This window comes from Herminiimonas aquatilis (assembly GCF_042665175.1).
Classification (GTDB): domain Bacteria; phylum Pseudomonadota; class Gammaproteobacteria; order Burkholderiales; family Burkholderiaceae_D; genus Oxalicibacterium; species Oxalicibacterium aquatilis.
On the sequence record NZ_JBHTCC010000001.1, the window covers coordinates 1,425,413 to 1,448,542 of the forward strand.

Consider the following 23,130-nt stretch of genomic DNA (forward strand, 5'->3'; position numbering starts at 1 on the left):
ACGTTGCTGTTCCGGCTTGTGGCGGCGGAGAACAAACTGGCTTGCGCGGAACACTGCGCTGGCTTGGCCTCTTACTCATGTTGCGACATAACTGCTACTTAATTCACGATGAGGGCGTCACTCGGAAAGCGCCGCCATGACCGCGAATACTTGAAACGATTGAGTGAACTGCCGACAAACCGGCAATTCACTGGCTACTTGCCTGCCCGCAGCGCAGAGGGTGTTGCCAACTGCGCTGCAGGCTTGCTTACTACTTTAAACCAGATGGGGGCAAACTGCTGTTTTTAAAGCGTTTTTCCCCATTTTTGCATCTCATTCTGCGGCTGTTTTGGCTAGACTTTTTGGCTGGCTTCACAACTAGTTTTTCAACTAGTCCTGAAGCTGCCGGCTCAGTTACAGTTTGAGTTGCTTTTGTAGAATCAAATGCGCATCGGCATGACGACGTATTTGAAGTCTGGGTTGTCCGGCACGGTGATCAATGCGGATGAATTGGCGTCGCCCAGAGCGATGTTGATGCTGTCGCCCTTGAGGTTGTTCAATACATCGAGCAGGTAGGTCACGTTAAAGCCGATATCGACGCTATCGCCGCCGTAATCGATTTCGATTTCTTCGACTGCTTCTTCCTGGTCGGCATTGGTCGAGCTGATCTTCATGCTGCCCGGGCTCATGATGCAACGCACACCCTTGAACTTGTCGGACGTCATGATCGCAGCGCGTTGCAGCGAACGCAGCAAGGCATCGCGGCCTATCGTGAAGTTGTTCTTGTAACCCTTAGGCACGACGCGGGTGTAATCCGGGAACTTGCCTTCGACCAGTTTGGAGATCAGTTCGATATCGCCGAAGGTCAGCTTGACCTGGTTGTTGGCGATCTCGAGATCGACAGGCTGATCGGTATCTTCCAGCAGGCGCTGCAATTCGATAATGGTTTTGCGCGGGATGATGACTTCTTGACGCGCGAACTCTTGCTCGGTAGCGACTTGGCAGAATGCAAGACGGTGACCATCGGTAGCGACGGCGATGACGTTCTTGCCATCAACCACGAGCAACAAACCGTTCAGGTAATAACGAATGTCTTGCTGCGCCATCGAGAAGTGCACCATGTTGAAAAGGTGCTTCAAGGTTTTTTGCGGCAGCGTGACTTTGGCGTTGTATTGCTCGGCTTGTGCAACGGTAGGGAATTCTTCCGCAGCCAGTGTTTGCAAAGCGAAACGCGACTTGCCCGATTGCACGGTCATGCGCTTGTTGGCGAGTGTCAATGAGACGTCGCCGGAATCCGGCAGTGCGCGCAAAATGTCGAGCAACTTGCGTGCGGCGACAGTCGTGGATGCGATGTCGTTGCCGCTGCCGACTTGTGCGTGCGTGGTGATCTGCACTTCGATATCAGTCGACAGGAATGAAACACGCTCGCCATCCTTGCGTATGAGGATATTGGCCAGAATCGGCAATGTGTGCCGACGCTCGACAATACCACTCACAATCTGCAGCGGACGTAGCAGCGCGTCACGTTGGGTTTTGACCAATTGCATAGTTAGATCCTTATCGATGGTTAAACGGTGCGGTACTCATTCTTACAAAGCGCTTGCCTACGCTTGTCCTACGCGAAGCAGGCTTGCTGCAACTTGCTTGTTATTACGTGCGCAGTATTTATAAGCTTTTATATATAAGCGTTCATATACAAAATTTCATAACCACGCGCTGGTTTTATCAACGGGTGAGCAGCTTTCTTTTTGCGACGTTTTCTTCGATGCTTCACCCGTAATGGGCAGTGTGAAAATGAGGCTCTTTTTACTGATGCGGCGCTGATAAATAACAAACCGTATTTTGACAGAAACACCCGCTTAAAGGCCGCTTCAGCGCTATTTTGTGCGGCTTCTTTCACTCTTCTTACTTATTCACCTGCTATTCACAACTTATACCGAGGATATCCACAAAGTTATCCACAGGCTGATAGGCAGCAAGTTTTGCGCCATCAACCCTTCAAGGTTTGTTCCAGTACATGCAATTCGTGATTGCATTCCGGGCTCTTGCCGCGGTCGGCGGCGATCTTGCGGACCGCGTGCAAGACGGTCGTGTGGTCACGCCCGCCGAACAGTTCGCCGATTTCCGGCAAGCTCTTTTGCGTTAATTCTTTGGCAAGGTACATCGCAATCTGGCGTGGCCGCGCAATGTTGGCCGGGCGCTTCTTGGAGTACATATCGGCGACCTTGATATTGAAAAAGTCAGCCACCGTCTTTTGAATATTCTCGACCGAGATCTGGCGATTTTGTACTGACAGCAGATCTTTCAGTGCGTCTTTGACAACCTCAATCGTGATGTCTTTGCCATGAAAACGCGAGTAAGCGAGGATTTTGCGCAAGGCACCTTCCAGCTCACGAACGTTGGAACGTAAATGTTTGGCAACAAAAAACGCCACGTCATCGGAGAAGGTCACGCCTTCCTGCACGGCTTTTTTGAGCAAAATGGCAACGCGCATTTCCAGCTCCGGCGGCTCGACGGCGACCGTCAAACCCGAGTCGAAACGTGAAATCAGGCGGTCATCCATGCCCGAAATCTCTTTCGGATAGGTGTCGCTGGTGATGATGATTTGTTTCTTGGCTGCAATCAACGCCTCAAACGCATAGAAGAATTCTTCCTGCGTGCGGCTCTTGCCGCCAAAGAACTGGATGTCGTCAATCAGCAACAGATCGAGTGAATGATAGTAGCGCTTGAAGTCGTCAAAACCCTTGCGCTGGTAAGCAGTCACTACGTCTCTAACGTACTGTTCTGCGTGGATGTAGCGTATTTTGGTATCCGGGTTCTCGGCCAGGATCTGGTTGCCGATGGCGTGGATCAAATGGGTTTTACCGAGGCCGACGCCGCCATATAAGAACAGCGGGTTGTATGAACTGCCGGGATTATTGGCGACCTGGATCGCAGCGGCGCGCGCCAGCTGGTTGGCTTTACCGGTGACGAAACTGTCAAATGTCAGCGCTGTATTAATACGGCTTTGATCGCGCCGCGGCGTGTGATCGGTGGCATTGGACGGGATCGGTTCCAGCACATTGGAGGGCACGTTGTCGGATTGACTTGGCGCAACACTGGCTTGTGCGCCCGGCTTCCTGGTCCCATTCAAACGCGGATCAAGGACGAACTGGACGTCGATCGGCTCTTCCCAAAACTGCGCAGCGAGGGTGGTGATGCGGCTAGCGAACTGGGTTTTTACCCAATCCAGCTTGAAACGATTCGGTGCGGCAATCCGCAACCTGCCATCCTCGAAATCGAGGGGGGCGAGCGGTTTGATCCACGCACTATATTGTTGAGGCGTCAACTCCTGCTCCAACTGGGCGGAGCAGGTCTGCCAGAAATTTTCCATGAATCGTCTACTTGAATTGATACGGGGATACTGCTTTACTGCCCTTGGGTGGCCTGTTTGTATGCCTGTTGGCATGCCACGCGTTGGCCTATTCTAACCCGAGCGGCCAGAGTTATCCACAGGCTGGGTGCTTATTTCATCAAGTAACAATCCGGCAACTAGACGGCGCAATGACGCTAAGTGATTGACAGGGAAGCGGAAAATGCTGTCTAATTCAGGGTTCACTACCCAGGGTGTTGGTATTTGTGTTGTCGCCGTACGGCTCAGCATGCACCAGCTGCCAGAGACTTGGCGATGGGCGCGTGACTTCCGATTTATTATTTGCCGATTAGCGAGACCACAATGAAACGTACTTACCAACCTTCCGTCGTACGCCGCAAGCGCACTCATGGCTTTCGTGTCCGTATGGCAACCCGCGGTGGCCGCGCTGTGCTTAATGCACGTCGCGCCAAAGGCCGCAAACGCCTCGCTGCTTAAGCGAATGGCGTGACCGGCGATCGCTCGCTCGACTTTGCACGCGATCGGCGGATCGTTAAAACGGATGAATTTTCATCCGTTTTTCGTTTGCGACCCGTGTATCGTACCGCGCATTTTGTCCTTTACACCCGTGCAACCGATCTGCCACATGCCCGCCTGGGTGTGGTCGCCGCGAAACGCCTCGCGCCCCGCGCCGTGACGCGCAATACGATCAAACGCGTGACGCGTGAACTGTTCCGACAAACGGCCTTGCCGTCCATCGATTGCATCGTTCGCCTGTCGCAGCCTGTCAATACGAAAAAAGGACCTGCCACCACGGCTGGCCTCAAAGTCGCATTGCGGGAAGAATTGACACGACTGTTTGCTTCACAAAACCGGCCTCAGAATGTGACGCCGACTTTGCCGGAAGGGCAAAAATGAAGACAATCCTCTTGTTACTGGTGCGTGCTTACCAGTTGGGCATCAGCCCCTTCCTCGGGCAGAATTGCCGCTTTTACCCTAGCTGCTCCGCTTATGCCTTTGAAGCAATCGGCGAGCATGGCGCATTGAAGGGTAGTTTTCTGGCGACAAAACGTCTGTGCAAATGCCATCCGTGGCATCCCGGCGGTGTTGATCCGGTACCCAAAAAATCGTCATCCGAAAAAACTTCTTCTACAACCGCTTGCGGTTGCGGCCATTCCTGATTACTGATTAAGACACTTATGGATATCAAACGTACCGTCCTGTGGGTTATTTTCTCGTTTTCGTTGTTGATGCTGTGGGATAACTACAATCGTTATACCGGCAAGCCATCGATCTTCTTCGACAACACCACGACCACCCAACCAGCAGCGGCACCTGCAGCTAGCGGCGACAATAAAGCCAAGACTGCCGATGTTCCTACTGCGGCGGCGACTCCAGTAGCGAACGGCGCAAACAGCAGCGGCGTGCCAAGCGGTGGCGCTGCGCCATCCAAGAGCGAAGTGATCACGATCACGACCGATCTGATGAAGGTTGATATCGATACCGCCGGCGGCGAAGTCCGTCGCCTGGAATTGCTGAAGCATCACGAAAGCAGTGACGCAAGCAAGAACGTGGTGCTGTTTGATGTCAATGGTCAACACACTTATCTCGGCCAAACCGGCTTGATCGGCGGCGCATATCCAAATCACAAATCGACCTTTACTGCTGTGCCAGGCGCGCGCACGCTGGACAACGCCGACCAAGTGCAACTGGTGCTGCAATCCGAGCAACAAGGCGTCAAACTGATCAAGACCTACACCTTCAAACGTGGCGAATACAAAGTCGATATCAAGCATGATGTCGTCAACAATACCGGCGCACCGATCAACCCATCGCTGTACATGCAACTGGTACACGACGGCACCGCAGTCGGTGGCGGCTCGATGTTCATGGCGGCGACCTTCACTGGCCCGGCGATCTACACCGATACCGAAAAATTCCAGAAAGTGACGTTCGAGTCGATCGAAAAAGGCAAGGACGAACACGCATTGAAGGGCGACAGCGGCTGGATCGCGCTGGTACAGCATTACTTTGTTTCGGCCTTCGTGCCGGCCGACAAAACACCGCGTGAATACTTCACCAAGAAGCTTGCTACCAATCTGTATGCAGTCGGCACCATCATGCCTATTGGCACGGTCGCACCTGGCGCAACGGCGTCGATAGACGCTACGCTGTATTCCGGACCGCAAGAATCCAAACGTCTGGAAGCTGTTGCTCCCGGCTTTGAACTGGTCAAGGACTATGGCTGGTTGACGATTATCGCCAAACCGATTTTTTGGTTGATGATTCAGATTCACCAAATCCTCGGCAACTGGGGCTGGACCATTATCGTTCTGACGATCGTGATCAAGCTCGCGTTCTTCCCATTGTCGGCAGCCGGCTATCGCAGCATGGCGAAGATGAAACTGGTCACACCGAAGATGACCGACATCCGTACCCGCTTCAAAGGCGAACCGCAAAAAATGAATGCGGCGATGATGGAGCTGTACAAGAAGGAGAAGATCAATCCTATCGGCGGCTGCTTCCCGATGATCGTGCAAATCCCGGTCTTCATTTCGCTGTACTGGGTATTGCTGGCCAGCGTAGAAATCCGCAATGCGTCATGGTTGTGGGTACACGATCTGGCATCGCCGGATATCCTGCTCGGCGCGTACAACATCTTCGGTTTCCACCTGACGGTCGGTATTCTGCCTATCCTGATGGCGGTATCGATGTTCATTCAAACCAAACTGAATCCGACGCCTCCTGATCCGATTCAAGCTAAGGTCATGATGTGGATGCCGATCGTGTTCTCGATCATGTTCTTCTTCTTCCCGGCCGGTCTGGTGCTGTACTGGGTAGTCAACAACATCCTGTCGATCGCTCAGCAATGGTTCATCAACGAGAAGCTGATGGGCGGTAGCAAAGCGGCGAGCTAAGTTCTTTGCCTAGGTAACGAAGTGTTGTTACCTCCCAAAAAAGCCCGTGCAATTCCACGGGCTTTTTGTTGCGCTCACCATTTAAACCGTTTATAAATTACACATGACATTTGACTCTTCCCCTATCGCAGCCATCGCCACCGCTCCCGGTCGCGGCGGCATCGGCGTCGTACGCGTCTCCGGCAAAAATCTTTCCAGTGTGATGAGCGCGGTGTGCGGCGCCGACAAGGGCTCGGCCCTGCAGGCGCGCCATGCCACGTATCTGGACTTTCTCAACAGCGATGGCAGCGTCATTGATCAGGGCCTGGCGATTTACTTCAAGGCACCGCATTCCTATACCGGTGAAGACGTGCTGGAGCTGCAAGGTCACGGCGGCCCGGTCGTATTGCAAATGCTGCTGACGCGCTGCCTGGAAGCGGGTGCCGACATCGGCTTGCGCATGGCAGGGCCGGGGGAATTTACGCATCGCGCATTCCTGAACGACAAACTGGATCTGGCCCAGGCCGAAGGTGTAATTGACCTGATCGAAGCGTCCACCGAAGCGGCCGCCAAATCGGCCTCGCAATCGCTGTCAGGCGCATTCTCCAAAACAATTCAGCAACTGGTCGACAAGACCATCAACCTGCGCATGCTGGTCGAGGCGACGCTGGATTTCCCGGAAGAAGAAATCGACTTCCTGGAAAAATCCGATGCACGCGGCCAGCTCGACGGTATACGCGCTGCCTTGCAACAAGTCTTCAATCAGGCATCGCAAGGTGCCTTGTTGCGCGACGGCTTGAATATCGTGTTGGCGGGCCAGCCCAACGTCGGCAAATCGTCGTTGCTGAATGCTTTGGCCGGCAGCGACATCGCGATCGTGACGCCGATCGCCGGCACCACGCGCGACAAGGTGACCGAGACAATACAGATTGAAGGCATACCGGTGAACGTCATCGATACGGCCGGCATACGCGACGCAGCCGACGCCGGTGATGAGGTGGAGCGCATCGGCATAGAACGCACCTGGGCGGCGGTACAGACGGCCGATGTGATCGTGCACATGCTGGATGCCAATCGTGGTCCGACGCGCAGCGATGAAGAAATCACCGAGCGCTTCCCGCCCAACATTCCTGTCGTACGCGTATGGAACAAGATCGATCTGTCCGGCCACCGTCCAGCGATTGATCGGATGCCGGATGCTACGCATATCTATCTGTCGGCAACCGACATGCTGGGTATGGATTTGTTACGCAGCGAATTGTTGCGCATGGTCGGCTGGCAGCAAACCGGCGAATCCCTGTATATGGCACGCGAACGCCATCTGATCGCACTGAAGTCGGCACAGGATCATCTGGAAATGGCCGCGCAACATGCTGCACACGAAAGCGACGCAACCGATCCCGCACTCGATTTATTCGCCGAAGAATTGCGACTGGCGCAAGATCGTTTGAGCAGCATCACCGGCGAATTTACTTCGGATGATTTGCTCGGCGTGATCTTCAGCCGCTTTTGCATTGGCAAATAAATTCGCGATTACAGTGACCGACAACGGCAGTCGAATCGCCTGCCTTTCCCGCAGTAAAAGCTCAATGTGGCGATCGATAGTAAACTTGTCGGTCGCCGCATTGAATTTCCCTCACACCGCCACGTAACTCTAGACCATGTCCAAAAACTCGAAAATCATCTACACCCTCACTGACGAAGCACCTGCGCTGGCGACCTACTCGCTGCTGCCTATCGTAGAAGCGTTCACTCGCTCATCCGGTATTGCTGTAGAAACCCGCGACATTTCGCTGGCGGGCCGCATTCTTGCGGCCTTCCCTGATTTTCTGGACGAGAAACAAAAAATTGCGCCGGCCCTGGCTGAACTCGGCGAACTCGCCACCACGCCGGAAGCCAACATCATCAAGCTGCCGAACATCAGCGCGTCGATTCCGCAATTGAAGGCCGCCATCAAGGAATTGCAGGAGCAAGGCTACAAGGTGCCTGACTATCCGGATGATGCAAAAACCGATGCCGAGCGCGATGCCCGCGCCCGCTACGACAAGATCAAGGGCAGTGCCGTCAATCCGGTTCTGCGTGAAGGTAACTCCGATCGCCGCGCACCGCTGTCGGTCAAAAATTATGCCCGCAAGCATCCGCACAAAATGGGCGCCTGGTCTGCCGATTCCAAATCGCATGTCGCGCACATGGATAGCGGTGATTTTTACGGCAGCGAGAAATCGGTGTTGATAACGGCAGCCGGCGCAGTGAAGATAGAACTGACGGCGACCGATGGCAGCAAGACCGTGTTGAAGGAAAAGACGGCGGTACAAGTCGGCGAGATTCTCGATGCATCGGTACTGAGCCGCAATGCATTGCGCACCTTCCTTGCAGCGCAAATCGCCGATGCGAAGGCAAACAATGTATTGTTCTCGGTCCACCTGAAAGCCACGATGATGAAGGTGTCCGACCCCATCATCTTCGGCCAGGTTGTCGCGGTGTATTACGAAGAGGTATTGAGCAAATATGCCGATGCATTGAAAGAGGTCGGCTTCGACCCGAACAACGGCATCGGTGATTTATATGCACGCATCAAGACCTTGCCTGCCGATACGCAAGCCGCGATAGAAACAGATATCCAGGCCTTGTATGCACGCAGCGCGCCGCTCGCGATGGTGAACTCTGACAAGGGCATCACCAATCTGCACGTGCCTAGCGATGTGATCGTGGATGCGTCCATGCCGGCGATGATTCGCGACTCCGGCAAGATGTGGAATGCCGCCGGCGAATTGCAAGATACGAAAGCCGTGATCCCGGATCGCTGCTACGCGGATATTTATCAAGTCGTGATCGACGATTGCAAACAGCACGGCCCGTTCGATCCGGTCACGATGGGCAGCGTGCCTAATGTCGGTCTGATGGCACAAGCGGCCGAAGAATACGGTTCGCATGACAAGACTTTCCAGATCGCCGCCGACGGCGTGGTGCACGTCACCGATACCAGCGGCAAGGTCCTGATCGAACAGCAAGTCGAAGCCGGCGATCTGTTCCGCATGTGCCAAACCAAGGATGCGCCGGTGCAGGATTGGGTCAAACTCGCCGTCAATCGCGCCCGCGCAAGCGGCACACCGGCCGTGTTCTGGCTGGACGCGCAACGCGCGCACGATGCGCAAATCATTGCCAAGGTAAATGTTTATCTGGAAGACCACGACACTGCCGGACTCGATCTGCGCATCCTGTCGCCGGTCGATGCGACACGCTTTACGCTGAAACGCATACGCGCCGGCAAGGATACGATTTCGGTATCCGGCAATGTGTTGCGCGACTATCTGACGGATCTGTTCCCGATTCTGGAACTGGGTACCAGCGCCAAGATGCTTTCCATCGTGCCCTTGATGGCAGGTGGCGGTTTGTTTGAAACGGGTGCCGGCGGTTCTGCCCCTAAACACGTGCAGCAGTTTGTCGAAGAAGATTTCCTGCGCTGGGATTCGCTCGGTGAATTCATGGCACTGGCCGCATCGCTGGAACATCTGGGCCAGATTAACCGCAATGCCAAGGCATTGGTACTGGCCAAGGCGCTGGATCAGGCAACCGGCAAATTCCTCGACAACGACAAGTCGCCTGCACGCAAAGTCGGCGGCCTGGATAATCGCGGCAGCCACTACTACCTCGCACTCTACTGGGCGCAAGCGCTGGCGGAACAAAGTGAAGACGCGACACTGCAGGCACACTTCGCCGCGCCGGCCAAAGCATTAAGCGCCAATGAAGCGGCTATCGTGGCTGAATTGAAAGCGGCGCAAGGCAAGCCGGTCGATATCGGCGGCTACTACCATCCCGATGCGACCAAGACCAGCCAGGCCATGCGTCCCAGCAAGACGCTGAATCAGGTACTGGATACCATCGCCTGAGTCCAGCGTCGCAAACCCGGGCTTCTGCCTAGGGTTTGCACCATGCAGAGCTGAATAAAAAAAGCCCCGTCGCACGTGACCGTGTAGCGGGGCTTTTTCATTACTTCTGGTTACTTCTTGTTATGTAGCGCGATCCGGGGCGCAAAGATTTACGCAATATTGCTCTCACACCAGATTGCAACACACTCATCTTTTCCTACAGCAAGATGAGGAGGGCGCTGATAGAAGTCTCGCGCCGCTTTGCCTATTATCCTTGTACGGCCACGCGTCGCCCATAACGAATAAAAGCAATATTGGAAGAGTTGAATATGCGTAAATTACCTACCCTTGGTTTGATCTCCGCCGCAGCAGCGCTGAGTTTTTTCTGCGCCAGCATGGTCATGGCGGAAAGCCCGTCGAGTGAGTCGCCGGTGATAGTTGCAACTTCGCGATAAGCAAACTAAAACCTGTGAAGCACGCTGGTGCGATCCCACTGGTGTAACTGGTGTAGATACTGATTAAGCTTCACCGCTCATTTAGATAAGACTCAGCACCCAAGTCTGAGATTGGTTTCCTCAAAACTTAAACAGCCCGAATATTTCGGGCTGTTTTTCTATCTGCAAGTCAAATGTTCGTTAGTGATGAGCGGGAATTTGCTGCCGTTTGTTCCAGGCTGCAATCGCATCCTCGTCATTTTTGGCTTCGGATTTGCTGGAGCTGAAATGTGCCGCGTTGTGATTCAGGGTGCATGCCTCGTTCGTACAGTGCACGTAGCTGTAAGGCAATTCGGATTCAAGGTAATGGGCTTCTTTCAACTCAGCTTTGCTATTGCAAATTGGGCAAGGTTTTAATTCTGCATCCATTTTTTCCTCCTAAGTGATTGCGATATGTCTCTCTATTCGATCTCGTTTGATGCTCTGGATACTTAAGAGTTCAGCTGAATCCTCCTGATTGATATTGGCTATTATTCCTGACAAGTAGCTTACATCTGCTGGCCACCTGTTTTAAATTCTAGTACAAAATTCGATGCAAGGTTTTTTACCCTTACAAATTTTCTGTATTTGAAATGATCTATCGCATCGGCAAGAGAATCATGGTTGACGATTTTGTGGACGCCCGCGCTGTCACCACGCGGTAACAATCACTTGTTACGATGGGTTTGTCCTTCTCCATGTATTGGATTTTTTGCCCGCTTGCCGCAAGGTTGCGGGCATTTTTTTGTGCGGGCGTAAAGAGCGCACTGACAGTATGCGCTGTGTGAATCAGTATTTGATTCAACGTGTTTGCATCCAGATGTTGTGCTCAGCGCGTCTGGAACACGCCTGCGAGACGGTTCTTCTTGACGTTATTCCACGTGAAGATTTGTGCGTTCATGGCGATATAGACGCCGTGTGGCAGTGTCTGTGCAATGCCGCATGCAAAGCCGAAGTTGAACAACGCATCCGAATTTTCTATTTCATAAGGGATCATCGCGCCGGTCAGGACGATGGTCTTCGGCAATTGCGCGGCACCCAGTACCTCGGCTGTTTCACGCATCGTATCAGTGCCATGTACAACCACGATGCTGGCTTCGTCCGCGCGCAGGCAGGACGCCGCGATGCGCTGCCTATCGGCATCGTGCATGTCTAGCGAATCGAGAAAGGGTAATTGTTCGAGCTGAATCGGCACCGTGATACGTGCCCGCTTGATCACCTGCGGCAGGTGGCCTGGGCCGAAACCGAGCCGACCTTCGATTTCGTCGTAATGTTTATCGAAGGTGCCGCCGGTAGCAATAATGCGCAATGTCATTTTGGATCACAAGGAAACGAAGGATGGTCCACAGTTGGATAGCGCATCATAACGCGAGCAAGGTCGCAATGAAAAGCGGCGCGTACTTATCAAGTGATAAGTACGCGCAGACTTGTAGGGAAGCGGTTGACTGCCGCCTGTACCGCTCAATCGGATTTGCTATCAGGCGGCGATCTTCATCTCTGGATCGATCGGAATTTCCTCGTTATTGAGCACGGCGAACAAGTGGTCGACATTGATCGACTGAATCAATAGATTGCCGCGATTGGCCTTGATGACTTCCGTCACCAGCATGCCGGTACTCGGCGCTGCCAGCGGCGTCGGTGTGATTTGCGATGGCTGGAATTCAGGCACGCCATGCAACTCGCTGACCAGCAAACCTATGCTTTGGTTGCCGCGCTTGACGATGATGACTTGGCTGCTGCTGTCTATCTCCGACTTGATGCCGCGCATCAGATGGCCAAGATCGAAGACCCAGACAAAATGCTTGGCTTCGTTATCCTGCCGCAAGGCGAGGATACCGACCCGCTCTGCGCGATTGCCCATGGACATCGGCGAGATCGCCGAAGCCGGCAAGGCTTCCTGCGCATACTCAGCCGCCAGAGCGAACAGCGAGCCGTCGATGAAGAAGGTGGCAAATTCTCGACCGGCCGGTGCGGTTGGATCGATCTCCAGTGCGGTCGCAGCGCTATTGCCGGTATTGACCTGTTGCCGCTCTTCGCCAAAACTGTTGTAGACCACGGCCAGCACATCTTCGCGATAGCCGTCGGAAGTCTTGAACTCGCGATAGCCGTGCGACATCGTGCAACCGAGAATTGCATAGTGTCCGTCATGGATCACGATGCGCGAGGCACTGCCGCCGTTTTCCATCTTCAGCAATTCTGGATCGATGTCGAGCAGGCTGCCGACAGGGCGCGTCTCGTCGGTGCTGGAAATGATGCGACCGCTGCGATCGACGAAGAGGGCGCTGACGTCTTCCTTTTCACCCAATGCACCTTGCAGCATGGCAGAGAACTCCGGCTCCGAATCGAACACGATGCCGATGCCGCCGACCACTTGTGATGGATGTTCAGGGTGACGTATCGCCGCGTGATACACATAGGTTGGGCGGTCGCCATAGAGCGCAGAATTTTCAAACGGCGTGACGTAATAGTGCTGATCGCTGGACAAGCTGCACACACGTTCGAAGGTGGCGTCATCGATCAGGGTACCGATCACAGTCAACCCGTCTTGCTTGAAGTCGCTGCTGGAGATGATGGTGCCGCTCGCGTCGTAGACGAAGATGCGCGTGTACACCGTGTACAGCGAATTGATGTAGTCGAGAATTTCGGTCAGGCGCGCAACAGTTTCTGCTGATTTGACCGGTGCCGCCAGCGCTACTTGCAGCTCCGGTGTCAGGGCCCACCAGCGACAATCGTCGGAACGCTCGTACAGATTGCGATCCAGCAGATCGACCATCAGATGCGAGACGAATTCTGAATCGCGCAGGCTGGACGACAATACCGTTTCATACAAATCGCGGATCGATTGCGAAAACAGTTCATTGCTGCGCGCGCCGGTTTCGCTGATTTGCTCGAGTATGGTTTTGAGTTTCAGCAGTTCGCCGTTTTGTCCGGCAGTCATGACCTGGCCATTCCAGACCACGCGACGTATGGTTTCTGCAGCGCTCATGATTTCAAACAACGGCGGACAAAACGATTCGGCGTGCGAAAGCAAACCATCGGCGACATTTTTATCCAGCGACGTCAAGGCATTGGTCGCCATGCCGGTAAAGCCCAGCTCGACCGGAATCATCACTTGTCCTTGCCAGCCCGGCGGCCCCATATAACCTTGATAGCCATCGGCTGGAAAAGTGCGCGCCAGATATTCGCGGCCGCCATAGACCACCAGACGCGGGTCGGCATCGCAATTGACCGGCACGATCGCGCCGACCGGAATCCAGCGCGGATCAGCGCTGGCAATCACACGATTGCCGCCATCAAGCAGCAGCATGTTGGACCGTTCGGCAGGATCGCGGTGCGAGCGGAAGATGCTCGCCATTTCTTCTTCAAAATGAAAGCACAGGCACAGCACGCCAACCACGGCACCGGTTTCCGGATGATGCATGCGGCGCGAATAAATCAGCGCCTCGTCCTTTCCGGGACGCAGATCGGTTTTACGGAAGGTTTCCACATAAGTTTCAGAAGCGAGGGTTTGCCTGAGCAGCGGATCCGCACTGCCTTCCAGCGGCGTGGCTTCATCGATCTGTACCAGCACATTGCCGGCATCATCCAGCAAAATGATTTCGTCATAGACGGTGTACTTGTTGCGATAGGCGCGCAGGCGCGCACGGATCATGTCCCGATCGTCGTGCAAACCCGCGACAAAGGTGCAAAGCTCGCGATCGGTGGCAAGGAAGCCGACATCGGCGGTACGTTCGTACAGATTGCGCACCACGATATCGATCACATACTGCGCCTTGGTCCCTATCTCTTCCAGCACATTGGAGACTTTTTCACGTACCAGGCTGCTCACGAGTTCCTGCTCCAGGCGATTGAAACCGGCGCGCGTCGCGGCCATGGTCGGCAAGATCGCCTTGGCTTCCAGCGGGCAGTTCATCTTGGCGGAGGCTTCGATCATGCGCCACATCAGGTTCAACTCGCGCAACGACTCTTCGCAGCGGCTGACATCGCGCATATAGGGTAAAAAGGTATCGATTTGCAGTGCAGAATGATGGTCCATGTGAAGCTCCCTGGTCTGTGATTTTTTCGGTGCCACTCCACAGCGACACACTGGCGCCACTTGCTCACAAAAGTAATGCGCATGGGAAATAAGCAAATTACAGACCAGCGGAACTTCTCTTGTGCTTTTATAACCGTCATTGCAGCGGTGGCACGATGCGACTGCCTGCTTGCACGCGGTATACTCAGGCGCGCTGTCGGCACATTGAACATTTGGGTTCGCCCCGGCGGCAGCTGAAATAGCGCATGCAGGCAAGGAGGGGCCGGCTAGCGACATGGCAACGGCAATTGTTACTTTTCTATGTAACATTTCTGCGTCATTTCGTGGCGTGTCAGAAAAAACCGCCCGCTGACTGTGCAGCACAAATGCCGTTACACTATCGCCGGCTCGCAACCTTTATAAACGTATTGTTTTCGCTATGAAACCTATCGCTCCGGGAACCGTGATTTTTCATCGCCATCGTGGTTATGGCGTGATCACGGCCGTCAATTTGATGACGGGCTGGATCTCTGCGCGTTTCGGCAACGAGATGCGCACGCTCGATTTGAATTTATCCACCGACGAAGTGCAGCACGCCGACGGCGAAGCCATCCTGTTCCGCCGCACGCCACCCGATCCCATGCCGCATGCGCGGCTGATGGCAATGGTGCGCAAGCTGCATCAAGCCGGTTATCAACGTTTGTACTTCTACAGCTGGCCCAAACCATCCGGCCTGCACTGGCGCTGGCACTTGTTCACCGGCCCGCGCAACTGGATGGAACGACCGTGGCGCGAAGGCTGGTACGGCTCAGGTGCCGAGTACAACTGCAATCCTGTGATGGGCTGGGGTGATACTCCGGGAGAAACGGCTGAGGAATTAGCCAGCACGCTGGCGCAGTTCGACCCGACCGGCATGGCGCAAGCACTGGGACGCGATGAAGATCACGCGGCGTGGTTCGATCTGGTGTGTGAAGCCTTGCTGCCGGATTACACCTTTTCGCTGGGCTGGGATAAACAGGATGGCCGCATCCCCGATGCATTGCCGGTGATACCGGTACGACGCGGTGTGCCGGAATATGCGGGACCGCCTTTGCCGTGGCCGCCGGGCTGGGCCAAGTTGTGGGGCAGCGCTCATCTGGCCAGCACGACGGCGACGCTCTTGCCAAGACCGCAAAAAAATCCTGCAGACGATCGCTCGGATACGGTGCGCTAATACGCGCACCAACACACAAACCGCCCGCAACATCCAAAGTTAAAACAGGTCGAATTGCGTACCGTTGCAACGCTGCTCGTGCAGTTGCCGTATCGTTTGTAGGCGCGGCCCGGCGCGCAGGGAAATCGCATCACCGGCGCTGATCATGCCTGTTTTCAATACGCGCAAGAAAAATCCAGTCGCGCCGCTCTGCATCATCGCCTTGCTCGCGTGACTGAAACCCATACGCACATTGAACTTGAAGCAGGGCACACGCGGTTCTGTCACCTCGAATAGTGCGTCGCCTATCTGCAGTTGATCACCGACCCACACGGCGTCTTCCAGCAAACCACTGATCGTCAGATTCTCGCCCATTGCACCGGGTGACAAAGGCATATCGCGCTTCAACGCGGCCAGACGTTGCGCCGACCAGAACGCATAGTGTTCGGATGGATATGCATACACCGCCTTGTTGATGCCGCCATTCGCGGCGAGATCCGCTTGCTCATCGCCAGTCAGGCCCAGCCGGGTTACGCGCACTGCTGCCGCGACTGGCTTCTTGTCGAATGCGGTCGGCACGCGGCGCGGCGCTTCACCTGCTTCCGTCACAAACAAATTGCCTACAGTCGCAACGTTGATACTGATAATTTTCATCGATTCACGACGCTGCTGGCACGACGTTCTTGGGCGTGCCATTGGCGTAATCGAGGATGTTCTGGAATGCGCTAGCGAAATAAATTTCGTAGCTATCCTTTTCCACATAACCAAGATGCGGCGACGCCAATACGTTTTCCATTCTCAGCAATGGCGATGCAGGTGACAGTGGCTCATTCTCGTACACATCCAGTGCGGCAAAGCCGGGATGACCTTGCTCCAGTGCCGTCTGCAATGCGTCTGCCGCTACCAGTTCGGCGCGACTGGTGTTGACGAATAATGCTGACGACTTCATCTGCGCCAGATCATCGGCGGTCACGATGCCGCGCGTGGCATCGTTCAAGCGCAGATGCAGGGATATCACATCGGCCGTACTGAAAAATTCTTCCTTGGATGCCGCTGCCTGATAGCCATCTTTCACCGCCGCTGCGCGACTGGCCTCGCGGCCCCATACCAAAACCCGCATGCCGAATGCCTTGCCATACGCTGCCACCATGCGACCGATACGACCGTAGCCGAAAATACCCAGCGTGCGGCCTTTCAATACTGTGCCCAGCGTGTTGCGCGCCGGCGCGGTAGACGCGATTTGCCACAGACCGTCTTTGAGGTTGTTGATGTATTGCGGCAGCTTGCGCGTGGCCGCCATGATCAGGGCCCAGGTCAATTCTGCCGGTGCGGTCGGATCGCCGACGCCTTCGGTGATCACGATATTGCGGGCCGCAGCCGCAGCCAGATCGATGTGGCCGCTGACCTTGCCGGTTTGCGCAATCAGTTTGAGCTTGGGTAATTTTTCCAGAAGGGGGCGCGACAACGCGGTGCGTTCGCGTATCAATACCAGCGCATCAAAGGAAGCCAGGCGTATCGCCAGTTGACCCACGCCACGTGCGCTATTGGTGAATATCTTGACCTCATGATCAACCAACATGGAGAAGCAATCGAGCTGGCGTACACAATCCTGATAGTCATCAAGAATCGCGATTTTCATGAACAAACTCCGCAAGGCATTAAGAGGGATTACGTCTGCACGACGCAAGGCAATGGTTGCGTATTATCCGATAGCTGAAGCAAAAGCGCGCGGACTTTGGCCAGCGCCCATTGCGACCTTGATCTGTGCCAAGCGCAGACATGAAAAAGCCGCGGAAGAATCAGCGGCTTTTTCATGACTGTGTCGATTCAACCAGGGGCAGATGCGATGTTCTGCGCGCAGATGTGTTTACGTCGCCTGCATCTGTTTCGACACCGCAGGATTGTCTTCTGCCACAGTTGCCGCCTGCGCTTTACGTGCATCGACTTTTGCCCGTATGCGCTCCCACAGTTTGTCATGCAAGGGCAGCAGCGTCACATTGACGATGGGTTCAAGCACGGCAGCCACGCCACCCAGCGCAAGCGAACCGGTGAAGATATACATGATGCCGAACGCAACACCCATGTGCATGCCGATTTGACTGGTGGTTTTTGCTGCGGTGACCATGATGAATTCCTTTCTTGATAGCCGATGCCTGAGGCCTTGGATCAAAGAATAATCATTCTCATTAAATCAGGCAATTTGATTAAGTTGAAAGAAGTAATAGCGCGCGACTATGATCAAATCAATCTTCTCACCTCTGTCGCCGAACTGTCCCATTCTCCCGAAGTCGAATGAAACTGCATGACCACTCAAGGAGAACTCCATGGCTTACGTAGACGGTTTCGTTGTCCCTGTACCGAACAACAATATTGATCAGTACAAAGAATTCGCTCACAAGTTTGGTTTGATCTGGAAGGAATACGGTGCGCTTGAATATCGGGAGTGTGTAGCGGACGACGTCAAGCCAGGCAAGCTCACGTCATTTCCGCAAAGCGTGGATTTGAAGGATGACGAAACGGTTATCTTTGCGTGGATCGTTTATCGCTCACGCGAACACCGCGATGAAGTCAACGACAAAGTAATGAAAGATCCGCGTGTCGCTGACATGTCGCCGGACAAGATGCCTTTTGATGCCAAGCGCATGATCTTCGGCGGTTTTGAAATGGTGATCGACTTGAAGTAAGGCATTTCGACCGGCGGGAAACAGCCATCGACAGATACGCAGGTTTTCTGATTGGCATCGGCAGCTTCGCGTAAAATCGGGGCTCGTTTCTCCTTCCCGGATCTCTTGTGCCTCACCGAATTATCACTGTCGTTATTCTGCCTTTTCGCGTAGTACAGAAATCTGCATACAGCGTCTGGGCGCTGCAGAATCGCGAACGTGTGCGTCTGTGGAACGAGATGACGCAGATGCGCGGCTTGCTGCCCTTGCTAATGAAACAGCGCAACGGTTATCGCTGGACCGAACTTGACCGCAAGCGTATCAAGGTGCATTTGCACAAGCTGGTAGAACTGAGTCCCTACATGGTGCTGTTTGTTGCACCAGGTGGATTTCTGGTATTGCCGGTCTTGGCGTGGTGGCTGGATCGTCGCCATTTGCGGCAGGATGAGGAAGAAGCGGCGGCCAAGGCGATCGCAGAAAAAATCCAGTCTTGAGAAGGCTGGATTTTTGCATATACAGTCTGCATTTCGGATTGGCACTGAACGCTGGTGCTTAACCGGCCGGATTTTTCCTGTTTTGAAACAGATGCAACACAAGATCGATCACAAAACACGTCGCCCACACCAGCCATAAACTCCACAGATTGTGCGACAAAAAATGTGCGCCACGCGCCATTTGCACCAGGCTCATGACCACGCCCAAGGTCATGCCGATCGCCAGCACCCAGCGTGCAAGTTGGTACCTACTCTCTCTCAACGCGAAGTAACCTGCAATAATTGCGAAACCGCCTGATGCATGGCCGCCTGGCCAGCAACGGCCGGGGCCGATTACCTTATCCACGGATTCAAATAACGGAAACCAGATTCCCTGACCGCCAAAGGTATTGATATCCCACGGACAGGAATGCCCACTAGCACCTTTCAGCGTCTGCACGATGAAGGCGGCACAACCGGCCATCACGACAAACACCGTCAGCGCGCGCCGCCATGGGCGCAGCAACGCAAGCCAATTGCTCGCAATCGCCAGCACGATGCACAGCGCCCATGCCCACACCGTAATGGCCTTGAGGACAGTGTGCCCCCAGAAATCCAGAGCGTGCGCAATCCGCAAAGGAAATTGCTGGGTAGCGGTATCGAAAAACAGATGTGCCGCCCAAAAATCTACCGTACCGTCACGTGACAACCATGTAAACAGCAAACCCGACAACAGCAATCCGATCAAATTGATCCATGCAAAACGGTGATACGCACTCTTCACTTTTTACTTTCCCGCAAACGTATCAAGCCTTCTTGCGTCGCACTTGCCATCAGCAAACCATCGCGATTGTAGATATGCGCAAAGCACAGTCCGCGGCCGCCGGATGCGCTCGGACTTTCCATCGCGAACAGCAACCATTGATCCATGCGCAAGGGCCTGTGAAACCAGATCGAATGATCGAGGCTGGCAATCTGCAGCCGCGGATCATCCATGCGTATGCCGTGCGGTTGCAGCGCAGTCCACAGGAAGCCGTAATCAGATACATAGGCGAATAGTGCATCGTGCATCAGCGGATCGTCATCCAGCGGCAGCGGGGCGCGCACCCATACATTGCGCGTGGCCGAGGCAACCTGGCCACCGAAAAGCGTGTCATCGCGATTGGTACGAAAATCCACAGGCACAGGCTGGAATTCCCGGCCGGTAGCAATTCCGCGCTCCTGCCATATCTTGAGGCTGGATGGCAGCGCGTCCGGATCGCTCATGGGCGGTGCCGGCTTTTGATGCGACAGCCCTTCTTCATTGACCTGGAACGAGGCAGACATCACAAAGATACGCCGCCCTTCCTGGGTACCAACCACGCGACGTGTACTGAAGGTGCCGCCATCGCGTACGCGCTCGACTTCATACTCAACTGGCAATTGATGGTTGCCGGGCAGCAGGAACATCGCATGCATAGAATGCGGCCGTCGATCCGATACCGTGAGGCCGGCGGCGTACAAAGATTGCCCCAGCGTCTGGCCACCGAAAATATTCGGACTGCCCATGAAATGGCTTTGTCCCAGGAATTGATCCGGACCGGTCTGCTCCGGCTTCAGCAAACGGACAATTTCTTCCGTGTTGTAGAGCGCTTTATCCAGCATGATCAAAATGCCCGGGCTGTATTAATAAATAACTGCACATGTACCGGCAAGGGAATGCGCTGCGTGACGCTGCGTTTATGACTGCCATACATCGGCCACGATTTCATATGAGCGTGCACGTGCAGCATGATCGAACACCATTGTGTTGATGATGATTTCATCGGCTTGCGTGGCATCCAGGAATGCCTGGAGTTTTTCTTTTACTGTCGCTGCATTACCAATGAGGGACGCGCGCAACATCGATTCGACCGAGACCCGCTCGTGCGGCAACCATGCGTCATCCATATTCTCTACAGGTGGCGGCAATTTACCCGGCTTGCCGCGCACCAAGCCCAGATGCATTTGCTGTTGCGACGTCGCCAGACGTTGCGCCTCTGCATCGCTATCCGCCGCAAAAATGTTGACGCCTACCATCGCATACGGCGCATCCAGGCTTGCCGACGGGCGAAAGGTTTGCCGATACAAGTCGAGTGCCGTCAGCATGTAGTCGGGTGAAAATTGTCCGGCAAATGCAAACGGCAAGCCCAGGTGGCCGGCGAGTTGTGCGCTGTAGCTGCTCGACCCCAATAACCAGATTGGAATATCCAGACCTTCGCCGGGAATAGCCTGCACCGGCGCGTCGCCACCGCTCGGCTGGAGGAAGGCGCGCAACTCATTCAACTGACGCGGAAACTCGCTGCCATCGTCGCTGATCTCACGCCGCAACGCACGTGCAGTCGCCTGATTCGATCCCGGTGCCCGGCCCAAGCCGAGATCGATACGACCGGGGTATAGCGAAGCAAGCGTGCCGAATTGTTCGGCGATCACCAGCGGCGCATGATTCGGCAACATAATGCCGCCGGAACCGACGCGGATGGTCGACGTGCCACCAGCCACATAGCCAATCACCACCGAGGTCGCGGCGCTCGCAATGCCGGGCATGCTGTGATGCTCAGCCAGCCAGTAGCGGTTGTAGCCAAGTTTTTCTGCGCGTTGCGCCAGATCCAGTGAACGATGAAACGCGTCGGCCGGCGTACCGCCGACCAGAATCGGCGATAAATCTAAAACGGATAGCGGTGTATTTTTCAGGGATTTCATGAACGACAATCTGTAAACGATGCACGGTTGCAATCCCGACCCGGCGGCGATGCGCGCGGGCGAGAACGAGAAACGACAGGATAGCGTGAATCGAACATTGAGGTCGGCCACCGCCTTTGTTACAACTTCCTTATCGCCTTTAATTTTTCAGATACGGTGGGCGCAGATGTCCATCCGAGAGGCGCGCTATTCCCCGGATATTTTGCAAATTGCGCGGGCATCTTCCGTGTAATTTTTGCAAAGCAGAATCTTCCTTGTCTTTCTTGTCCATTTCGCAAAATAAGCCTTACTATCCGGCGCTGCGCTCACTACAATGACTTGGCCAACCCACCACAGGAGGTCTTATGCTTTTTACCCGTTCCCTACTTGTTTCCGCTTTTCTCGCGATACTGCTGACCGGTTGTAAAAAGGCAGAAGCCCCGCCAGCGCCTACCATGGAGGGCTCGGTCGCGGCACCGCAAAGCGCGCTGCCACCATCGGATGCCACATTGCCTGCTACGCCTGGCAGCACATCCAGCAGCGGAAATGCCAGCGGCCCGGCACAAACCGATGCGAAAGAATTGACCAAGCAGCAAGAGTCGACAGACATGCCACTGTCCGGTCAGGCCAACAATCACTCGACCCCAGAGCCAGTCGAAAAAAAGAAGTGATGTTCGATCCTTCATCCAACCCGCCTAGCAATAGCGCGGGTTTATTTTTGCCTGAAAAACTTTTATCCAGGATCAAGCTCACAAGACTGTGACAGATCCGACATCAAGATCGCGTCAAGAAAAGCATCGAAAAAATATCAATAAAAATGACAGGAACAACACGATGAATCCATGGTGGATAGAAGTCGCACAAACAGTGCGCGAAGAATTCTCTGATATCAGCGATCCTTCACAAGTCACGCGCGTCTGCATACGCTTGCTGGTCGCAGTCGTACTCGGTGGCCTGCTCGGCTATGAACGCGAAAGCCACGGCAACTCGGCGGGCTTCCGCACGCACATGCTGGTCGCACTCGGTGCCGCGCTTTTTGTCTTGGTACCTTTGGAAGCCGGCATCACACCGGCAGATCTTAGCCGTGTGCTGCAAGGTGTCATCACAGGTGTGGGCTTCCTCGGTGCCGGCGCCATCATCAAGCTCAGTCAGGAACAAGAGATCAAGGGTTTGACCACCGCTGCCAGCATCTGGCTCACGGCAGCAATAGGCGTGGCAGCTGGCATGGGCCGCGAATCGACGGCAATTTTGAGTACCTTGTTTGCGCTGTTTATTTTGGCGGTGTTGCGTAAAGCAATGTCATCCAAGGACAATAAAGCGTCCAGCCGGATCGAGAAGGCAAGCTGAGTTTGCAGACGCGTAAGCTTGTTCAACTGACGTGACCAATCTCGCAGTCGGATAAATAAGAAAAGCCTGATCATGACAAATTCATGATCAGGCTTTTTAACTTTACTCACGCTGTTTGCAGCGTCTGAATCCGACCATACTTAAGCCGCTACAAAGTTCTTGTAGCCTCG

At 54.5% G+C, this 23,130-nt stretch carries 25 protein-coding genes; 12 read left to right on the forward strand and 13 right to left on the reverse strand.

Going from position 1 to position 23,130, the window contains the following annotated elements; genetic code table 11:
- Positions 1-419 precede the first annotated feature (419 nt).
- From dnaN to dnaA, 3 genes are all read right to left on the reverse strand, one after another.
- Positions 420-1,526 (reverse strand): DNA polymerase III subunit beta, encoded by a 1,107-nt coding sequence (dnaN, locus tag ACFQO0_RS06555; protein ID WP_382233214.1) that lies wholly within the window; start codon positions 1,524-1,526, stop codon positions 420-422.
- A 128-nt stretch (positions 1,527-1,654) separates the two neighbouring features.
- A complete protein-coding gene (locus ACFQO0_RS06560; protein ID WP_382233215.1) occupies positions 1,655-1,879 on the reverse strand; it encodes a hypothetical protein in 225 nt (74 codons plus the stop codon).
- Positions 1,880-1,969: 90 nt separating this feature from the next.
- Complete coding sequence (dnaA, locus tag ACFQO0_RS06565; protein WP_382233216.1) at positions 1,970-3,352, reverse strand: chromosomal replication initiator protein DnaA; 1,383 nt, start codon at positions 3,350-3,352, stop codon at positions 1,970-1,972.
- Positions 3,353-3,694: 342 nt separating this feature from the next.
- On the opposite strand from dnaA, the gene rpmH reads away from it, so the two are divergent.
- The 6 genes from rpmH to ACFQO0_RS06595 all read left to right on the forward strand — a co-directional run bounded on the left by rpmH (position 3,695) and on the right by ACFQO0_RS06595 (position 10,118).
- The gene (gene rpmH / locus ACFQO0_RS06570; RefSeq protein WP_011872825.1) at positions 3,695-3,829 is read left to right on the forward strand and encodes a 50S ribosomal protein L34; all 135 of its coding nucleotides are present in this window, start codon (positions 3,695-3,697) and stop codon (positions 3,827-3,829) included.
- Between the two features lie 9 nt (positions 3,830-3,838).
- Positions 3,839-4,249, forward strand: coding sequence for a ribonuclease P protein component (rnpA, locus tag ACFQO0_RS06575; RefSeq protein ID WP_382233217.1), 411 nt, complete (start codon positions 3,839-3,841; stop codon positions 4,247-4,249).
- A complete protein-coding gene (yidD, locus tag ACFQO0_RS06580) occupies positions 4,246-4,512 on the forward strand; it encodes a membrane protein insertion efficiency factor YidD (RefSeq protein ID WP_382233218.1) in 267 nt (88 codons plus the stop codon). The genes rnpA and yidD overlap by 4 nt, the downstream gene beginning before the upstream one ends.
- An 18-nt stretch (positions 4,513-4,530) precedes the next feature.
- Positions 4,531-6,249, forward strand: a complete 1,719-nt coding sequence (gene yidC / locus ACFQO0_RS06585; RefSeq protein ID WP_382233219.1) for a membrane protein insertase YidC — start codon at positions 4,531-4,533, stop codon at positions 6,247-6,249.
- Between the two features lie 103 nt (positions 6,250-6,352).
- Positions 6,353-7,753, forward strand: a complete 1,401-nt coding sequence (gene mnmE, locus ACFQO0_RS06590) for a tRNA uridine-5-carboxymethylaminomethyl(34) synthesis GTPase MnmE (protein WP_382233220.1) — start codon at positions 6,353-6,355, stop codon at positions 7,751-7,753.
- Positions 7,754-7,889: 136 nt separating this feature from the next.
- The gene (locus ACFQO0_RS06595) at positions 7,890-10,118 is read left to right on the forward strand and encodes an NADP-dependent isocitrate dehydrogenase (protein WP_382233221.1); all 2,229 of its coding nucleotides are present in this window, start codon (positions 7,890-7,892) and stop codon (positions 10,116-10,118) included.
- A gap of 247 nt (positions 10,119-10,365) precedes the next feature.
- Here ACFQO0_RS06595 and ACFQO0_RS06600 read toward each other — a convergent pair whose 3' ends face one another.
- The 4 genes from ACFQO0_RS06600 to ACFQO0_RS06615 form a co-directional block, all read right to left on the reverse strand.
- Positions 10,366-10,500 (reverse strand): hypothetical protein, encoded by a 135-nt coding sequence (locus ACFQO0_RS06600; RefSeq protein WP_382233222.1) that lies wholly within the window; start codon positions 10,498-10,500, stop codon positions 10,366-10,368.
- 232 nt (positions 10,501-10,732) lie between these two features.
- Positions 10,733-10,960 carry a Lar family restriction alleviation protein gene (locus tag ACFQO0_RS06605; protein WP_382233223.1) on the reverse strand — a complete coding sequence of 76 codons (228 nt, stop codon included), beginning with the start codon at positions 10,958-10,960 and terminating at the stop codon, positions 10,733-10,735.
- Between the two features lie 439 nt (positions 10,961-11,399).
- The gene (locus ACFQO0_RS06610; protein ID WP_382233224.1) at positions 11,400-11,885 is read right to left on the reverse strand and encodes an asparaginase domain-containing protein; all 486 of its coding nucleotides are present in this window, start codon (positions 11,883-11,885) and stop codon (positions 11,400-11,402) included.
- A gap of 162 nt (positions 11,886-12,047) precedes the next feature.
- On the reverse strand, positions 12,048-14,606 hold the full coding sequence (locus tag ACFQO0_RS06615) for a chemotaxis protein CheW (protein WP_382233225.1): 2,559 nt from the start codon (positions 14,604-14,606) through the stop codon (positions 12,048-12,050).
- Positions 14,607-15,024: 418 nt separating this feature from the next.
- Between ACFQO0_RS06615 and ACFQO0_RS06620 the strand changes: the two genes are divergently transcribed.
- Complete coding sequence (locus ACFQO0_RS06620; protein WP_382233226.1) at positions 15,025-15,798, forward strand: L-asparaginase; 774 nt, start codon at positions 15,025-15,027, stop codon at positions 15,796-15,798.
- A 39-nt stretch (positions 15,799-15,837) separates the two neighbouring features.
- On the opposite strand, the gene ACFQO0_RS06625 is transcribed toward ACFQO0_RS06620, so the two are convergent.
- Positions 15,838-16,431: an MOSC domain-containing protein gene (locus tag ACFQO0_RS06625; RefSeq protein WP_382233227.1), complete on the reverse strand. Its 594-nt coding sequence runs from the start codon at positions 16,429-16,431 to the stop codon at positions 15,838-15,840.
- A 4-nt stretch (positions 16,432-16,435) separates the two neighbouring features.
- Positions 16,436-17,416 (reverse strand): D-2-hydroxyacid dehydrogenase family protein, encoded by a 981-nt coding sequence (locus ACFQO0_RS06630; RefSeq protein ID WP_382233228.1) that lies wholly within the window; start codon positions 17,414-17,416, stop codon positions 16,436-16,438.
- On the opposite strand from ACFQO0_RS06630, the gene ACFQO0_RS06635 reads away from it, so the two are divergent.
- Complete coding sequence (locus tag ACFQO0_RS06635) at positions 17,415-17,594, forward strand: hypothetical protein (protein ID WP_382233229.1); 180 nt, start codon at positions 17,415-17,417, stop codon at positions 17,592-17,594. The two genes, ACFQO0_RS06630 and ACFQO0_RS06635, sit on opposite strands and share 2 nt — an antisense overlap.
- Before the next feature lie 50 nt (positions 17,595-17,644).
- Here ACFQO0_RS06635 and ACFQO0_RS06640 read toward each other — a convergent pair whose 3' ends face one another.
- Entirely contained in the window at positions 17,645-17,902 is a 258-nt protein-coding gene (locus ACFQO0_RS06640) for a DUF2061 domain-containing protein (RefSeq protein ID WP_382233230.1), read from the reverse strand.
- Between the two features lie 199 nt (positions 17,903-18,101).
- On the opposite strand from ACFQO0_RS06640, the gene ACFQO0_RS06645 reads away from it, so the two are divergent.
- Positions 18,102-18,461, forward strand: a complete 360-nt coding sequence (locus ACFQO0_RS06645; protein ID WP_382233231.1) for a DUF1428 domain-containing protein — start codon at positions 18,102-18,104, stop codon at positions 18,459-18,461.
- 107 nt (positions 18,462-18,568) lie between these two features.
- Entirely contained in the window at positions 18,569-18,934 is a 366-nt protein-coding gene (locus tag ACFQO0_RS06650) for a hypothetical protein (protein ID WP_382233232.1), read from the forward strand.
- A gap of 58 nt (positions 18,935-18,992) precedes the next feature.
- On the opposite strand, the gene ACFQO0_RS06655 is transcribed toward ACFQO0_RS06650, so the two are convergent.
- From ACFQO0_RS06655 to ACFQO0_RS06665, 3 genes are all read right to left on the reverse strand, one after another.
- A complete protein-coding gene (locus ACFQO0_RS06655; protein WP_382233233.1) occupies positions 18,993-19,697 on the reverse strand; it encodes a phosphatase PAP2 family protein in 705 nt (234 codons plus the stop codon).
- Positions 19,694-20,557: an acyl-CoA thioesterase gene (locus tag ACFQO0_RS06660; RefSeq protein ID WP_382233234.1), complete on the reverse strand. Its 864-nt coding sequence runs from the start codon at positions 20,555-20,557 to the stop codon at positions 19,694-19,696. The genes ACFQO0_RS06655 and ACFQO0_RS06660 overlap by 4 nt, the downstream gene beginning before the upstream one ends.
- Before the next feature lie 75 nt (positions 20,558-20,632).
- Entirely contained in the window at positions 20,633-21,634 is a 1,002-nt protein-coding gene (locus tag ACFQO0_RS06665; protein ID WP_382233235.1) for an LLM class flavin-dependent oxidoreductase, read from the reverse strand.
- 344 nt (positions 21,635-21,978) lie between these two features.
- Between ACFQO0_RS06665 and ACFQO0_RS06670 the strand changes: the two genes are divergently transcribed.
- A complete protein-coding gene (locus ACFQO0_RS06670; RefSeq protein WP_382233236.1) occupies positions 21,979-22,284 on the forward strand; it encodes a hypothetical protein in 306 nt (101 codons plus the stop codon).
- Between the two features lie 163 nt (positions 22,285-22,447).
- Positions 22,448-22,960 (forward strand): MgtC/SapB family protein, encoded by a 513-nt coding sequence (locus tag ACFQO0_RS06675; protein WP_382233237.1) that lies wholly within the window; start codon positions 22,448-22,450, stop codon positions 22,958-22,960.
- Positions 22,961-23,130 lie beyond the last annotated feature (170 nt).

Bases quoted from the DNA above. Each gene is read 5' to 3' on its own strand.
- ACFQO0_RS06670 (WP_382233236.1), top strand. From the start codon at position 21,979: ATGCTTTTTACCCGTTCCCTACTTGTTTCCGCTTTTCTCGCGATACTG.
- rpmH (WP_011872825.1), top strand. From the start codon at position 3,695: ATGAAACGTACTTACCAACCTTCCGTCGTACGCCGCAAGCGCACTCAT.
- yidC (WP_382233219.1), top strand. From the start codon at position 4,531: ATGGATATCAAACGTACCGTCCTGTGGGTTATTTTCTCGTTTTCGTTG.
- ACFQO0_RS06600 (WP_382233222.1), bottom strand. From the start codon at position 10,500: ATGACCATGCTGGCGCAGAAAAAACTCAGCGCTGCTGCGGCGGAGATC.
- ACFQO0_RS06625 (WP_382233227.1), bottom strand. From the start codon at position 16,431: ATGAAAATTATCAGTATCAACGTTGCGACTGTAGGCAATTTGTTTGTG.
- mnmE (WP_382233220.1), top strand. From the start codon at position 6,353: ATGACATTTGACTCTTCCCCTATCGCAGCCATCGCCACCGCTCCCGGT.
- ACFQO0_RS06605 (WP_382233223.1), bottom strand. From the start codon at position 10,960: ATGGATGCAGAATTAAAACCTTGCCCAATTTGCAATAGCAAAGCTGAG.
- ACFQO0_RS06615 (WP_382233225.1), bottom strand. From the start codon at position 14,606: ATGGACCATCATTCTGCACTGCAAATCGATACCTTTTTACCCTATATG.
- ACFQO0_RS06640 (WP_382233230.1), bottom strand. From the start codon at position 17,902: ATGGTCACCGCAGCAAAAACCACCAGTCAAATCGGCATGCACATGGGT.
- ACFQO0_RS06630 (WP_382233228.1), bottom strand. From the start codon at position 17,416: ATGAAAATCGCGATTCTTGATGACTATCAGGATTGTGTACGCCAGCTC.
- dnaN (WP_382233214.1), bottom strand. From the start codon at position 1,526: ATGCAATTGGTCAAAACCCAACGTGACGCGCTGCTACGTCCGCTGCAG.
- ACFQO0_RS06635 (WP_382233229.1), top strand. From the start codon at position 17,415: ATGAACAAACTCCGCAAGGCATTAAGAGGGATTACGTCTGCACGACGC.
- ACFQO0_RS06675 (WP_382233237.1), top strand. From the start codon at position 22,448: ATGAATCCATGGTGGATAGAAGTCGCACAAACAGTGCGCGAAGAATTC.
- ACFQO0_RS06620 (WP_382233226.1), top strand. From the start codon at position 15,025: ATGAAACCTATCGCTCCGGGAACCGTGATTTTTCATCGCCATCGTGGT.
- ACFQO0_RS06645 (WP_382233231.1), top strand. From the start codon at position 18,102: ATGGCTTACGTAGACGGTTTCGTTGTCCCTGTACCGAACAACAATATT.
- dnaA (WP_382233216.1), bottom strand. From the start codon at position 3,352: ATGGAAAATTTCTGGCAGACCTGCTCCGCCCAGTTGGAGCAGGAGTTG.
- ACFQO0_RS06610 (WP_382233224.1), bottom strand. From the start codon at position 11,885: ATGACATTGCGCATTATTGCTACCGGCGGCACCTTCGATAAACATTAC.
- ACFQO0_RS06665 (WP_382233235.1), bottom strand. From the start codon at position 21,634: ATGAAATCCCTGAAAAATACACCGCTATCCGTTTTAGATTTATCGCCG.
- yidD (WP_382233218.1), top strand. From the start codon at position 4,246: ATGAAGACAATCCTCTTGTTACTGGTGCGTGCTTACCAGTTGGGCATC.
- ACFQO0_RS06595 (WP_382233221.1), top strand. From the start codon at position 7,890: ATGTCCAAAAACTCGAAAATCATCTACACCCTCACTGACGAAGCACCT.
- ACFQO0_RS06660 (WP_382233234.1), bottom strand. From the start codon at position 20,557: ATGCTGGATAAAGCGCTCTACAACACGGAAGAAATTGTCCGTTTGCTG.